The sequence below is a fragment of the Algibacter sp. 2305UL17-15 genome (assembly GCF_040720935.1).
Taxonomy (GTDB): domain Bacteria; phylum Bacteroidota; class Bacteroidia; order Flavobacteriales; family Flavobacteriaceae; genus Jejuia.
Genome location: NZ_JBFDAE010000017.1, coordinates 83,066 through 97,072, shown reverse-complemented (window position 1 = coordinate 97,072; position 14,007 = coordinate 83,066). Strand labels below are relative to the sequence as shown.

Annotated in this window: 10 protein-coding genes; 3 read left to right on the top strand and 7 right to left on the bottom strand. The window is 35.8% G+C overall.

The window, feature by feature from the left end:
• Nucleotides 1-169: 169 nt before the first annotated feature.
• Nucleotides 170-1,276, bottom strand: coding sequence for a tyrosine-type recombinase/integrase (locus ABXQ82_RS16145; RefSeq protein WP_367062121.1), 1,107 nt, complete (start codon nucleotides 1,274-1,276; stop codon nucleotides 170-172).
• A gap of 185 nt (nucleotides 1,277-1,461) precedes the next feature.
• Here ABXQ82_RS16145 and ABXQ82_RS16140 point away from each other — a divergent pair, with 185 nt between their 5' ends.
• Complete coding sequence (locus ABXQ82_RS16140; protein WP_367062119.1) at nucleotides 1,462-1,857, top strand: hypothetical protein; 396 nt, start codon at nucleotides 1,462-1,464, stop codon at nucleotides 1,855-1,857.
• A 923-nt stretch (nucleotides 1,858-2,780) separates the two neighbouring features.
• On the opposite strand, the gene secA is transcribed toward ABXQ82_RS16140, so the two are convergent.
• The 4 genes from secA to ABXQ82_RS16120 all read right to left on the bottom strand — a co-directional run bounded on the left by secA (nucleotide 2,781) and on the right by ABXQ82_RS16120 (nucleotide 8,283).
• On the bottom strand, nucleotides 2,781-6,137 hold the full coding sequence (secA, locus tag ABXQ82_RS16135) for a preprotein translocase subunit SecA (RefSeq protein WP_367062117.1): 3,357 nt from the start codon (nucleotides 6,135-6,137) through the stop codon (nucleotides 2,781-2,783).
• 168 nt (nucleotides 6,138-6,305) lie between these two features.
• Nucleotides 6,306-6,527 (bottom strand): DUF2795 domain-containing protein, encoded by a 222-nt coding sequence (locus ABXQ82_RS16130; RefSeq protein ID WP_019387375.1) that lies wholly within the window; start codon nucleotides 6,525-6,527, stop codon nucleotides 6,306-6,308.
• A 500-nt stretch (nucleotides 6,528-7,027) separates the two neighbouring features.
• A complete protein-coding gene (locus tag ABXQ82_RS16125) occupies nucleotides 7,028-7,600 on the bottom strand; it encodes a cob(I)yrinic acid a,c-diamide adenosyltransferase (RefSeq protein WP_367062114.1) in 573 nt (190 codons plus the stop codon).
• Between the two features lie 77 nt (nucleotides 7,601-7,677).
• On the bottom strand, nucleotides 7,678-8,283 hold the full coding sequence (locus tag ABXQ82_RS16120; RefSeq protein WP_367062112.1) for a hypothetical protein: 606 nt from the start codon (nucleotides 8,281-8,283) through the stop codon (nucleotides 7,678-7,680).
• Nucleotides 8,284-8,545: 262 nt separating this feature from the next.
• Here ABXQ82_RS16120 and ABXQ82_RS16115 point away from each other — a divergent pair, with 262 nt between their 5' ends.
• Complete coding sequence (locus ABXQ82_RS16115) at nucleotides 8,546-10,219, top strand: DUF5723 family protein (protein WP_367062109.1); 1,674 nt, start codon at nucleotides 8,546-8,548, stop codon at nucleotides 10,217-10,219.
• Nucleotides 10,220-10,247: 28 nt separating this feature from the next.
• On the opposite strand, the gene ABXQ82_RS16110 is transcribed toward ABXQ82_RS16115, so the two are convergent.
• Nucleotides 10,248-11,021 carry a class I SAM-dependent methyltransferase gene (locus ABXQ82_RS16110; protein WP_367062106.1) on the bottom strand — a complete coding sequence of 258 codons (774 nt, stop codon included), beginning with the start codon at nucleotides 11,019-11,021 and terminating at the stop codon, nucleotides 10,248-10,250.
• Nucleotides 11,022-11,174: 153 nt separating this feature from the next.
• A complete protein-coding gene (locus ABXQ82_RS16105) occupies nucleotides 11,175-13,037 on the bottom strand; it encodes an ABC-F family ATP-binding cassette domain-containing protein (protein ID WP_367062103.1) in 1,863 nt (620 codons plus the stop codon).
• A gap of 171 nt (nucleotides 13,038-13,208) precedes the next feature.
• Between ABXQ82_RS16105 and ABXQ82_RS16100 the strand changes: the two genes are divergently transcribed.
• On the top strand, nucleotides 13,209-14,000 hold the full coding sequence (locus ABXQ82_RS16100) for a polysaccharide biosynthesis/export family protein (RefSeq protein WP_367062100.1): 792 nt from the start codon (nucleotides 13,209-13,211) through the stop codon (nucleotides 13,998-14,000).
• Nucleotides 14,001-14,007: the final 7 nt, after the last annotated feature.

Below are 14,007 nucleotides of genomic sequence, written 5' to 3'. Positions count from 1 at the left end.
GTTTTGAAAGTTCTTCGTTGTGGTTATTTCTCCGCAAGATTGAAGTCCGATTAATATTAAAATAGATTGAAAAAATCTCGAAATTTGTTTTATCATAGTTTGTGTTCTTAAATTACTGCCAACACCTGTATAACTACAATTCTAGACTATACAGTTGCTGTTATATCGTTTATGTCTGCAATGTAGTATTTTTCAATAAGCTATCCAAGGGACTGGTAATGGTTTTGTTATTAATTTCTATGGTTTTGGTATAAATTTCGGTGGTTTTTGGGGAGTTATGGCCCAGCATGTTTTGTAGGTGTCGCATGTTTATGTTGTTTTCAATACAATGTGTTGCAAATGAATGCCTGAGGGTGTGTACGGTTGCCCAAGGATTGGAATTTGTTTCCTTAACGGCTTTTCTGAAAATGGCACGTATGCTGGTGGCGCTATATTGCCCGCCGGTCTGTCCTTCAAACAGCCAGTAGGCAGGCTTGTACTGTTTGTAATAGGCTCGAAGCAACAGCACCAAATGCTCTGATAAAATGGTCTTTCTGTCCTTTTTGCCCTTGCTGTCCTTTATAAACAGGTAGCCTTCGCTGGAATGCACATCAGCAATGCGCAAGTTTATAAGTTCTGAAACCCTTAGTCCAGATCCGTAAATGGTTTGTAAAATGGCTCTGTGCTTTATGTTTTTGGGTGCCTGTATGATTTTCAGTACTTCATCCTTGCTCAATACATTAGGGATGTTTCTGGTTTTTTTTGGACGTTGCACGTCATAATATTCCCTGGGCATATGCAGCGCATGTTCATAGTAGGCCTTGATGGCATTTATAATTTGGTTTTGATAGCTCTCGCTGATTTTGCTTTTTTTAATGAGCTCGTAAATAAAGCCCTCGATATCTTCCTTACTGATCTCCCTTAGGTTACGCTGCATAAATTTCCCTAAAAAAACGCTGAACATCTTTTTGTAAATTCTAATGCTGGAGCTGCTATACTGCTTTAAAACCAGTGCCTTTTCTAAATCATGGAGGGCGTTAATGGCGTTATCGTTCAGGGGCACTGAAGGAATGGGCGTAAATGCTATGTCCTTTTCAATTTTACAATGTTTCCCACAAATGCTTTTTAGGCTTTCAAAGTTTTGCTTCGTATTTACAACCGACCATAATTTTTGATGTGGATGCCAAAAGCTGGAGTTCATTTGTTTAACGGCTTCCCTGAGCGCAAATAGTTCGTAAGGTATAAAAACCTTGATCCGCTTGGCGCCTTTAAGTGGTTGGTAAATAACTGGTTGCATTTTTTTAAGATTTATTTTACTAAACATACCTAAAAAATCTTACTCTAGCACTAATGCAGATTAAATTAAATGTATATTAACCGTTAGAAACGAATAATGTCTATTTATCACAAAATCAACGGGTTGTGTTTGTTATTTGTGTGATTTTAAGAAGAAAATTGGCAAGTGATCAAGAATACTGATAGATGAGAAAATGTAAAATATGCAGCAAGCGCTTGGTGGGTAGGAGGGATAAACTATTTTGTACGGTTAAATGCAAAAACTACTACCATGTAAATCTTAGAAGAGCAACTGCGATGGCCGTAAAGGAACTGGATATTATCTTGCACAGAAATAGAAGTATTCTTTTGGAGGTTATGGGAAAAAACAAAGTACAGTATAACGTACAGCGTGTTGTGCTTGAAAAGAAAAAATTTAGGTTTAAGTACCATACACATCACCATATTAACAGTAATGGAAAGACCTATCATTATGTTTATGATTTTGCCTGGATGGAGTTTTCGAATGATAAGATCTTAATTGTAAGGAAACCCTTGACAGCAGAAAATCAAACCCCAGACGTCATTACGAAGGAAGTATGACTGAAGTAATCTCATTCTTAAAAAAGGCTTATCCTAGATTGCTTCACTGCGTTCGCAATGACGGCTATCCATTAAAATGCAGAAAATCAAACCCCAGAGGTCATTACGAAGGAAGTATGACTGAAGTAATCTCATTCTTAAAAAAGACTTATCCTAGATTGCTTCACTGCGTTCGCAATGACGGCTGTTCATTAAAATGCAGAAAATCAAACCCCAGATGTCATTGCGAAGGAAGTATGACTGAAGTAATCTCATTCTTAAAAAGGCTTATCCCAGATTGCTTCACTACGTTCGCAATGACGGCTATCCATTAAAATGCATAAAATCAACCCCCAGAGGTCATTACGAAGGAAGTATGACTGAAGTAATCTCATCCTTAAAAAAGACTTATCCCAGATTGCTTCACTACGTTCGCAATGACGGCTATCCATTAAAATGCATAAAATCAACCCCCAGACGTCATTACGAAGGAGGTATGACTGAAGTAATCTCATTCTTAAAAAAGGCTTATCCTAGATTGCTTCATTGCGTTCGCAATGACGGCTATCCATTAAAATGCATAAAATCAAACCCCAGACGTCATTACGAAGGAGGTATGACTGAAGTAATCTCATTCTTAAAAAAGACTTATCCCAGATTGCTTCACTACGTTCGCAATGACATTTTATTAAATACTTGATTTTGAGGCATCTAAAGAATCTGTCAATGGGAGCATTAACGAGAAACAAAATATGTTTTGTTTTGAAGGTACAAAGCATAGCTTTATAGAAATGCTTTGGTTTGCAAAGTATTAAAACTTCGACTTTAGCCTGTCTTGAGCGGAGTCGAAGACTCAGTTTGACAAGAATTAAACACCCGAGGAAAGTTCGTTAAAAAAATCTTTACTAGCTCCCTTCGGGTTTTAAGTCTTCTTCAAGTTTTGTTTAGTCCTCAACCAAAACCCAATCGCCTTTGGAGATCAATGGCTCGGCTTGTTTATACTTCAAGGTTTTGTTTTCTCCGTTTATAACGTGCTTAATCGTTACACGATCGTTACGTCCAATTTTTGGTCTATCACGCACAATGGTTTCCACAACTTCTGGCTGACGTTGTGTGTTTCCTGCTGCTCTAGATTGCGCTGAGCGTTCATCTAAATTAGGAATTTCGTCTTTTTGTGCTTTTAGATTTTCCTTTTTACGGGTTTGTCTTGCTTCCTGAATTGTGTTTTGGGTTTCCTGAGGTAATTCACCTTTAAACAAGAAGGATATCACATCTTTATTTACCTCGTCAATCATCGCTTTAAATAATTCAAACGCTTCAAACTTATAAATTAATAAAGGATCTTTTTGCTCGTGAACCGCCAATTGTACTGATTGCTTCAATTCATCCATTTTACGTAAATGGGTTTTCCATGCATCATCGATTATGGCCAATGTAATGTTCTTTTCAAAATCGGTAATTAATTGTTTACCATTGGTTTCGTATGCTTTTTCTAAATCTGTAACAACGTTTAGGGATTTTACACCATCGGTAAAAGGCACAACGATACGCTTGAATTTATCGCGTTGCGTTTCATATACATTTTTAATAACAGGAAATGCAATTTCCGCATTTCTAGTCATTTTATCTTTATAATGTTGAAAAGCAGCTTTGTAAATTTTAGAGGTAATTTCAATAGCGGTCAATTTTCCGAATTCTTCTTCAGTAACAGGTGAACTCATTGAGAAATAACGAATCAATTCAAATTCGAAATTTTTAAAATCATTCGCACCCTTATTGGTTTCTGAAATTCCTTCCGAAGTATCAAAAATCATGTTGGCTAAATCGACACGCAAACGCTCCCCATTTAAAGCATTGTAACGACGTTTGTAAACTACCTCACGCTGCGCATTCATCACATCATCATACTCCAATAAACGCTTACGGACCCCAAACTGGTTTTCCTCCACTTTTTTCTGTGCCCGTTCAATGGATTTAGAAATCATGGAATGTTGAATCACTTCCCCTTCCTTTAATCCCATTTTATCCATCATTTTCGCGATACGCTCAGAACCAAATAAACGCATCAAGTTATCTTCAAGAGACACATAGAATTGTGAACTTCCGGGATCTCCCTGACGACCCGCACGACCACGTAACTGTCTGTCCACACGACGCGAATCATGACGCTCAGTACCCACAATGGCTAAACCACCTGCTTTTTTTACCTCGTCAGATAATTTAATATCCGTTCCACGACCTGCCATATTGGTTGCAATAGTAACCTGTCCAGTTCTACCTGCTTCATCTACAATTTCTGCTTCTTTTTTATGTTGTTTCGCATTCAATACATTATGGGGTATTTTTCGAATACTCAACATTTTGCCCAATAACTCAGAAATCTCCACCGAAGTTGTACCAATTAAAACGGGGCGACCAGCTTCAGACAATTTCGTTACATCTTCAATAACAGCGTTGTATTTTTCACGCTTCGTTTTATACACTAAATCTTCTTTATCATCACGCGCAATTGGTCTGTTGGTTGGTATTTCAACCACATCCAGTTTATAGATTTCCCAGAATTCCCCAGCTTCGGTAACCGCAGTACCTGTCATACCAGCGAGTTTGCGGTACATTCTAAAGTAATTCTGTAAGGTTACTGTGGCGAATGTTTGGGTAGCATCTTCAATCTTTACATTTTCCTTGGCTTCAATGGCTTGGTGCAATCCGTCAGAATAACGACGGCCATCCATAATACGGCCCGTTTGCTCATCAACAATCATTACCTTGTTGTCCATCACCACATATTGCGTGTCTTTTTCAAACAACGCATATGCTTTCAATAACTGATTTAAGGTATGAATACGCTCAGATTTTACACCAAACTCCTTGAACAGCTCTTCTTTTAATTCGGCTTCTTTCTCTTTTTCAAGATTCTGACTTTCAATTTTGGCAACTTCCAATCCTATTTCTGGCATCACGAAGAAATTAGGGTCGTCCTTACCAGATATATATTCAATCCCTTTATCGGTCAATTCAATTTGATTGTTTTTCTCTTCGATAACATAGTACAATTCCGCATCAATCGTAGGCATTTCGCGGTTGTTATCCTGCATGTAAAAGTTTTCGGTTTTCTGCAATAATTGCTTCACACCTTCTTCAGATAAAAACTTGATCAATGCTTTGTTCTTCGGAATCCCGCGATAGACACGCAATAATTTAATACCACCTTCTTTAGTATCGCCTTCCTTAATTAATTTCTTCGCTTCTGCTAAAACACCCGTTAAATATTTACGTTGTACACTAACAATATCGTCAACCTTAGGTTTTAATTCATTAAATTCATGGCGGTCTCCCTTCGGTATAGGGCCAGAAATAATCAACGGTGTACGAGCATCATCCACTAAAACCGAATCTACCTCATCCACAATGGCGTAGTGGTGCGGACGTTGCACTAAATCGTCTGGCGAATGTGCCATATTATCACGCAAATAATCGAAACCGAATTCGTTGTTTGTGCCGTAAGTAATATCGGCGTTATAGGCTTTTTTACGGGCGTCGGAGTTTGGTTTGTGGTAATCTATACAGTCCACACTCATACCATGAAACTCAAAAATTGGTGCCATCCACGCGCTATCACGTTTTGCCAAATAGTCGTTTACAGTTACCAAATGCACCCCTTTTTCGGCTAGGGCATTCAAATACACAGGTAAGGTTGCTACCAATGTTTTACCCTCACCAGTTTGCATTTCGGCAATTTTACCTTGGTGCAACGCAATACCACCAATAAGCTGCACATCATAATGCACCATGTCCCAAGTAATGGGTTTTCCGGCAGCATCCCAGGAATTTGCCCAAGTCGCATTGTCGCCATCAAGGGTTACGTATTCTTTTTCGCCAGAAATTGTTCTGTCAAATTCATTGGCTTTAACGGTAATAGATGTGTTGTTTACAAATCGTTTTGCGGTTTCCTTAACCACGGCAAAAGCTTCAGGTTGAATCTCGTTCAACACATTTTCAGTAACTTTATAAGCGTCATCTTTTAGCTGGTCAATGCGCTCGTAGATATCTTCGCGCTGGTCGATATCTTCGGTGTTTTCTGCTTCATTTAAAAGATTGGCGATTTGGTCGTTAATCTCTTTTGTGGCTTCCGCGATTTTTGCTTTGAATTCCGCTGTTTTTGCTCTCAGCTCATCGTGAGACAAGGCTTCAATGGCTTTTTCAAAGGTTTTAACTTTATCTACTAGAGGCGTGATGGCTTTAACGTCTTGTTTGGATTTATCTCCAACAAATACTTTTAAGACTGAATCTAAAAAACTCATGTGTGTTTATTTTATATATTTTAACTAGGCTAATCCTAGGTGTTTTCTTTGTTAATCGGGCATTTTTTAAGTGCCATCAAAGATACATTTTGTTATAATTTTTTCGGCAGTTTAGAGCAAAAAAAAAGCCTCAAATCGAGACTTTTTAACTATTCTTTATGCTTTTATTTAATATTCATCTTCATTCCAAAGATAATCTTCATCGGTAGGATAGTCAGACCAAATTTCTTCAATCGAATCATAGGAATCTCCTTCATCTTCAATTGACTGTAAATTTTCAACAACCTCCAAAGGAGCTCCGGTTCTAATAGCGTAATCTATTAATTCGTCTTTTGTTGCTGGCCAAGGCGCATCACTTAAATACGATGCCAATTCTAAAGTCCAATACATTTCTTTTGTGTTTAATTTTCTGCAAAAATAATTTTTTAGTTTAAACACACAAGAAAAAAATGAAATATTTCATATTCTTTATGTTTTAATTTTAAAAATGTAAATAAAAACACTTCAGAATATCAACCGCTCCGCTTTCGTTTAAAAAATGTTTATGAATTAATCTCACTATTTTCATAAGATTTTTTAAACTCATTTTATCATTAATTATAAGAACGTATCTTTTTGTACTCTAAACCCTTGCAATTATTCCTGCGAGGTTATTAATAATGTGGCAAATTAATTATTTGGGCGTTCCCTTCGCTTAAATACCTACAAGGTTTTAAAAACCTTGCAGGAAACGCTACGGTCGGGCTTTCACGAGTCGCTCTTTTCAAGGAGCTCCAACAATCGCTCAATCCCTAACGCGGACCAGTTTGCAGTAGTCAGTAGTCAGTGGGCAGTTAAAGCGCTTATTTGTAAACTTCTGCCTGTTTAACTTCTAGCTTCAAACTTCAGGCTTACCGCTTTTTCGGAATCCACTTAATTTCATTTGCTTGTAAATCAGATGACAACTTTCGTGCCAATACAAAAAGGTAGTCAGAAAGACGGTTTAAATAAGTAAGGGTGTTCGGTTCAAAAGGTTCCATGTCGTTTAAAGCCGAAGCTAAACGTTCAGCACGTCTGCAAACACAACGTGCAATGTGACAGAATGACACCGTTTGATGGCCGCCGGGAAGTACAAAGTGCGTCATTGGTGGTAAAGCTTCGTTCATGGTGTCCATTTCCTGTTCTAAGCGTTCAATATCTTCGGAAGAAATTTTTGGGATATTCAAGCGTTCCTTGCCGTTTTTTAAAATAGCTTTTTCAGGATCTGTGGCTAAAATTGCGCCAACAGTAAACAGTTTGTCTTGAATGCGCATCAATAAATCTTTGTAATCTTGATGGATGTCTTGGTCGCGAATCAGCCCTAAATGCGAGTTTAGTTCATCAACCGTTCCGTAGCTTTCAATGCGTATATGGTGTTTAGGTACACGGGTGCCGCCAAATAGTGCGGTGGTGCCTTTATCTCCTGTTTTTGTGTAGATTTTCATTTTTTATTCTCGCAAAGGCGCAAAGACGCCAAGTTTTTTCAAATTTAAAAGAAATCTTGCTTTAGAACTAATTAAATCTAAATATGACCAAGTATAACTTTAATTTCAGTGTCTAAGATAGACTTTACATCATCGATGAATTCATCTTTAAATTCTGGCCAATTCCAAAAAGTGAATCCAAGATTTGAGAGTGCTAGTGTTTCTCCTAAATCGTAATCATCAATCTTTGAATCTAAATTACAATGGTTACATGTTAAATTTTCTGCTTCATTTTTCGACCAAATATTTAAAGCTGAATGTAATGTACTAAAACTTTCTTGTTGTTCTGAAGTTAAATTTTCAGAGTAGATGTCTTCTTCTGATATTCCATTAAATCTGTTTTTATTACATTTAGGACAAACACAATCAGTAAAAGACGTAAAAGACATGCCAGTAAATACTTCTCTTTCCGTTTTAATTTCTAAACCGCAAACTTGTAATCGAAGTATATTTTCATCGTAACTTACAACACCTAAGTGTTTTTTTCCAGGTTTATAGCCTAATCCTTTTAAGCTCAATACGCAATTTGATAGTTCTTTTTCTATAATTTCTTTAGATTTCAGCCATTGAATAAATTCGCTTGCTAGCTTTTTAGGGTTTTCAACTTCTTTAACTGGACAAATTGTAATATAACTGTCGCTCATTTTTGATTTGATTATTTAATTAGTGAAGTTAGATTATTTTAGAGAACTTTACAAAGGTTTCACGGAGATTCACGCAGATGCGCAGAGGTTTTTAGAGAATTATTTAAACTGTGATTACAAATTGAAAGACACAAAAAAAAGCGACACAGATTTCACGGATTATCACGGATTACTGTTGTGTCTAAAGAATTTCTCTGAAAACCTTTGTACATCTCTGCGTATCTCTGCGAAACAACTCAACCCAAAAACAATCTAAACATCAATGAAACATGATTTTATAACTGTTGAACGATTTTTAACTTCATTTAAAAACGAATCTTTTATTTTTACTACAACCAAATTTAGTGCTATGAAAAAAAATGTGTTGTTACTCCTTGTCCTGCTGTCTTCTATTTATGTTAAAGCACAATCATACATAGGTGCGCTTTCTGATAACTATAGTGGTGTTAACAGCCTCATTTCAAACCCAGCGAATATTGCAGATTCGCGTTTTAAAGCAGATATAAATCTTATAAGTTTTAGTGCGTTTGCTGGTAATGATTATTATGGCGTCAATATTCTGGACGCATTTAAAGATGATTATGATTTTGACTTGGATGCGAAAAAATCGCCGACCATGAACAATAATTTGGGGATTAATATTGATGTTTTAGGGCCTTCGTTTATGTTTAATCTTACCGAAAACAGTTCTATTGCCGTATTTTCTAGAGCAAGATCTTTTGTGAATATCAATGAAATAAATGGAGAAACTGCCGATGCATTGGATGATGACACTTCAGACGATTACAATATCAACGAAGACGATTTCTATTCTTTTGGGCAAACCTGGGCAGAAGTTGGCTTGACCTATGCTAGGGTTATTGTTCATAATGAGCAACATTTTTTAAAAGGAGGTGTTTCAATTAAATATCTACAAGGTGGCGGTAGTGCTTATTTATTGGGGAAAAACGTGACGATAGATTATGACGCCGATGGTACAGATCTGGGAGGAGGGGAAACTACCGGGAGTTTCAATTCTTCGGGAACTTTAACTTATGGGCGTCACGATAATTTTGATGAGAGTGATTACGACTACGAAGTTCCTAAAAACGCAACAGGTTTTGGTGGAGACATAGGTTTGGTTTACGAATTTAGACCTAAGTATGCAGATTATAGTGTTACGCATGCCGATGGAACTTTGCAAACTCAAAAAGATAAAAACAAGTATAAGCTAAAAATTGGGGTGTCTGTTACAGATATTGGGTATATTAATTATGATGATGGTATAGAAGAAACTTTTAATATTACCAATTCGAATATAAGTGAAGAAGACATTGAAAATGAAGATGATTTAAACAATATCTTAAATAATTTATACAGGCTTACAAGTAGGTTTCGAGGTTTTAAGGCGTCTTTGCCAACTGCTGTCCACTTGAATATTGATTGGAATTTAACAAACAAAATATATTTGAATGTAAATACCGATTATTCCCTGGTTTCTAAAACAGCTTTAAATTCCAGTAAAATTTTAAATACCGTATCGTTTACGCCTAGATTCGAAAGTAAATGGTTGAGTTTTTATGTGCCTTTCAGTATTGTAGAATATGGTGGTTTTCAAATAGGTGCGGGTTTAAGAGCTGGGCCATTATATATTGGTTCGGGGTCTTTGGTCTCTGCTTTGTCGAATGATGACAGTAAGAGTGCTGATGTTTTTGCGGGATTGAAACTGCCAATTTATCACTCTAAATCTAAAAATAATGATAGAGATGGTGATGGGGTAGAGGATAAACTAGATAATTGCCCAAATGAAGCGGGACCTATAACAAATGATGGCTGTCCTTTTATGGATAGAGATGTTGATGGTGTTACGGATAACCTGGATAAATGTCCTGATGTGTCTGGGCCTGCGGATAATGATGGGTGTCCTCGAAAAAAAGTGGAAAAGAAAAATATTTAGTTTTAAAATTTTTAAATGAAATTTATATTTACACCCTTATCGTGAAATGTTCTTTTTTTTGCTCTTTCCTAAAAAACACAATGCCCCAGTAAAATGTATCAATAGTTGCGGTAACTTTTGGATGTTCTTTGATAATGTTCCAAGCTTCGGTCATGCCTATAGACCAGTAAATATCATCGAAAATAAACACGGAATCGTTATGGGCGGTTTGAAGTAAAGTCTCAAAATAATTTAGAGTTGCTTCCTTTTGGTGGTTGCCGTCAAAAAAGATTAAATCGTATTTATTTGAAGTTAATTTTTCAATTTCATTGTCAAAATTGCCTGTTATTAATTTGATGTTATTCAACTGTTGCAAGTCGAAATTAGTTTTAGTGTATTTTGAAATTTCTGGGCAACCTTCAATGGTCGTTATTTCAGATTTTGGATTCCCTAAACTTAAAGATTGAGTGGCAAATCCTAATGAAGTACCAAGTTCAAGAACTGAATTAGGTTTAAAGTAGTTTGTAATTCTGTAAAGTAATTTGGCGTTTTTATTTGAAATACAAACGTGCTTTATAATATCTGAAACTTTACGAGATCTAGATTTAATTTTTTGACTTCCGGCGCCTAAATCTGTAACATTTATTTTATGATTAGTTCTTTTTAATCGTTTTTTGAAATCTTCAATTTTATGGTAATCTTTATATTTCGATGTGTCATAAAAACATGTAGTGACCAAATCGTACACAAAAGGGGAGTGCACGCCATGTTGGTTGGTGGATTTTAAAAGGAACTTTATGTATTGTCTTATTTGGTAAAACATTTGTTAGTTTTCAGTCTCAGTCTCAGTCTCAGTCTCAGTCTCAGTCTCAGTTTTCAGTTAGTAATGTCTATATTTCAAATTTTTGCTATCTATTTTCCACATTAGCCCAAACCTACCCGTCCTCGGTCATCCGTCTTCCGTCAAATTTCAATCTCAATCTTCAAGTTTAGCAGACAACTCAAACCAACGTTCCTCTTTAGCTTCAATAGTATCAATAATACCTTGAAGTTCATCAGATAGTTTTTTGATCTCATCTTGGGATAGCTCAGGATTATTAAATTTACTTTCCAATGCTTTCTTGTCGTATGCCAAAGACTTTAATTTGCTTTCAATATTCTTCAATTCTTTTTCTTCATTGTAGGACAATTTAGAAGCGTCATTCTGTTTCCAAGATTGCTTGTCTTTTTTATCTTCCGAAGTTTTAGAAATTACAGGTTGGCTATCTTCATACACGCGATAATCAGAATAATTACCTGGAAAATCCTCAATAACACCTTCGCCTTTAAAAACGAATAAATGATCGATCACTTTATCCATAAAATAACGATCGTGGGTAACGACAATCACACAGCCGGGGAAATCCAACAGAAAACTTTCCAAAACATTCAGGGTTACAATATCCAAATCGTTGGTAGGTTCATCTAAGATTAAAAAATTCGGATTTTGAATTAAAACCGTACATAAATACAATCGCTTACGCTCCCCACCACTCAATTTTTCAACAAAATCGTACTGCTTTTTTCTGCTGAATAGAAAACGTTCCAGCAATTGTTGCGCACTAATTTGACGTCCTTTCTTCAATGGAATATAATCGCCAAATTCACGAATGACATCAATAACCTTTTGCTCTGGTTTTATGGTGATACCGTTTTGGGTATAATATCCAAATTTCACGGTTTCGCCTTTAACCACTTTTCCTCCATCTGGTTGGGCGGTTTGGGTTAAAATATTTAAAAACGTGGTTTTTCCAGTACCGTTTTTCCCAATAATACCAACGCGTTCGCCTTTTTTAAAGGTATAATCAAAACCGTTGAGAATAATTTTATCCTTAAACGCTTTTGTAACTTTATGAAACTCTAAAATCTTGCTGCCAAGACGTTCCATATTTAGTTCTAGCTGCACCTCATGGTCGTTTCTTCGTTGGTGCGCACGATGTTTTATATCGGCAAAATCATCAATTCTAGATTTGGATTTTGTGGTTCGCGCTTTAGGTTGTCTGCGCATCCAATCCAATTCTTTTTTAAAGAGTTGTTTTGCCTTCCCTGTTTCTACAGATTGTTGCTCTATTCTCGCATCCCGCTTTTCTAGATAATAGGTGTAGTTGCCCTTGTAGCTATAAAGTTCGCCTTCGTCCAATTCAATAATTTCGTTACACACACGCTCTAGAAAGTACCTATCGTGCGTGACCATAAAAAGTGTAATATTTTCTTTTGCGAAAAAAGATTCTAACCATTCTATCATTTCCAAATCTAAATGATTGGTAGGTTCGTCTAAAATTAATAAATCAGGTTTATTGATTAAGGCATTGGCAAGTGCGAGACGTTTTTTTTGTCCACCGGAAAGTGTACTTACTTTATGTTCTAAATTTTCAAGCTTTAATTTAAAAAGAATTTGTTTGTAAAGTGTTTCAAAATCCCATGCTTGATGGCGTTCCATGGCTTCAAAAGCAGCTTGATACGTATCTGTGTCCTCTGGATTTAAAAGTGCTTTTTCATAATTTGAAATTACTTTTAAAATCGGGTTGTCACTTGCAAGGATAGCATCTTCAATGGTAAGTTGACCATCAAATTTAGGGTCTTGTGATAGAAACGACACTTTGATATCTTTTCTGTAAATAATCTCACCAGAATCGGAAGTATCATCGCCAGATAAAATATTTAAAATGGACGTCTTACCTGTACCATTTTTTGCTACAAATGCTATTTTTTGATCTTTATGGATACTGAATGAAATATTTTCAAAAAGTGTAAGTTCTCCATAAGATTTAGAGATGTTTTCAACTGTTAGATAATTCAATGGAACGATTTTTTGCAAATAACGGATAAAAAACCAAAAAATCCTTTAGTATTTCCTTTTATATCTTAGAGAGAACATACAATTGCTATGAAAATCATAGTACCATAAAAATCGATTAAAGTTTTATAATTCACGATGAAAAGCTATATTTGCCCAAAACAGTCCTCTCTAATGAAGAAATGCGTTTTACTAGCTTGCATTGTTGTATTTGCACTATTTTCCTCTTGTATTCCTTATAAAGACACGTTGTATTTACAGCATAAAAATATAGCGACTGACTCTATGCAAGTTATTGTAGAAAAGCAAAAACCTTATCGTGTTCAGATCAATGATATTTTAAACATTCGGATAAAAGTTACAGACCAAAAAAATGCTGAGATATTTAATCCCGTTGGTGAGGGTAATTTAAATGCGAGTAGTGCAGAACGTGCTTATTTTGATGGGTTTACGATAGATTTACATGGCGAAATTAAAGTGCCTATTTTAGGAAACATAAACGTTTTGGGCTATACTACCGTCGAAATAGAAGAGATTATTAAAAAGAAGCTTTTAGAAGAAGCTTTTAAAGAAACCGCTAAAATATTTGTTACCGTAAAACTAACAGGGTTAAGATATACGGTTACAGGAGAAGTAGGAAGTCCGGGAACGCAAACCTTATTTCAGGAACGTGTAAACATATTTGAAGCAATTGCCAATTCTGGAGAAATAAGAGATACAGGGAATAAAAAGGATGTACTATTGATTAGGCAATATCCGCAAGGACAAAAAATATTTCATCTTGATATGACTGATGTAAATATTATGAATTCCCCTTATTATTATATTCAACCCAATGATATAATTTACGTAAAACCATTAAGACAAAAATCTTGGGGCACGGGAACAAATGCATTGCAAAATATTGCTTCTGTCGCAACCATTTTGTCATTATTAACTACAACATTATTATTACTCAGAAATTAAGATAGTT

What these genes read in the sequence shown, in the direction of transcription:
- ABXQ82_RS16145 (WP_367062121.1), bottom strand. Translation starts at nt 1,276, where the DNA reads ATGCAACCAGTTATTTACCAACCACTTAAAGGCGCCAAGCGGATCAAG.
- ABXQ82_RS16140 (WP_367062119.1), top strand. Translation starts at nt 1,462, where the DNA reads ATGAGAAAATGTAAAATATGCAGCAAGCGCTTGGTGGGTAGGAGGGAT.
- secA (WP_367062117.1), bottom strand. Translation starts at nt 6,137, where the DNA reads ATGAGTTTTTTAGATTCAGTCTTAAAAGTATTTGTTGGAGATAAATCC.
- ABXQ82_RS16130 (WP_019387375.1), bottom strand. Translation starts at nt 6,527, where the DNA reads ATGTATTGGACTTTAGAATTGGCATCGTATTTAAGTGATGCGCCTTGG.
- ABXQ82_RS16125 (WP_367062114.1), bottom strand. Translation starts at nt 7,600, where the DNA reads ATGAAAATCTACACAAAAACAGGAGATAAAGGCACCACCGCACTATTT.
- ABXQ82_RS16120 (WP_367062112.1), bottom strand. Translation starts at nt 8,283, where the DNA reads ATGAGCGACAGTTATATTACAATTTGTCCAGTTAAAGAAGTTGAAAAC.
- ABXQ82_RS16115 (WP_367062109.1), top strand. Translation starts at nt 8,546, where the DNA reads ATGAAACATGATTTTATAACTGTTGAACGATTTTTAACTTCATTTAAA.
- ABXQ82_RS16110 (WP_367062106.1), bottom strand. Translation starts at nt 11,021, where the DNA reads ATGTTTTACCAAATAAGACAATACATAAAGTTCCTTTTAAAATCCACC.
- ABXQ82_RS16100 (WP_367062100.1), top strand. Translation starts at nt 13,209, where the DNA reads ATGAAGAAATGCGTTTTACTAGCTTGCATTGTTGTATTTGCACTATTT.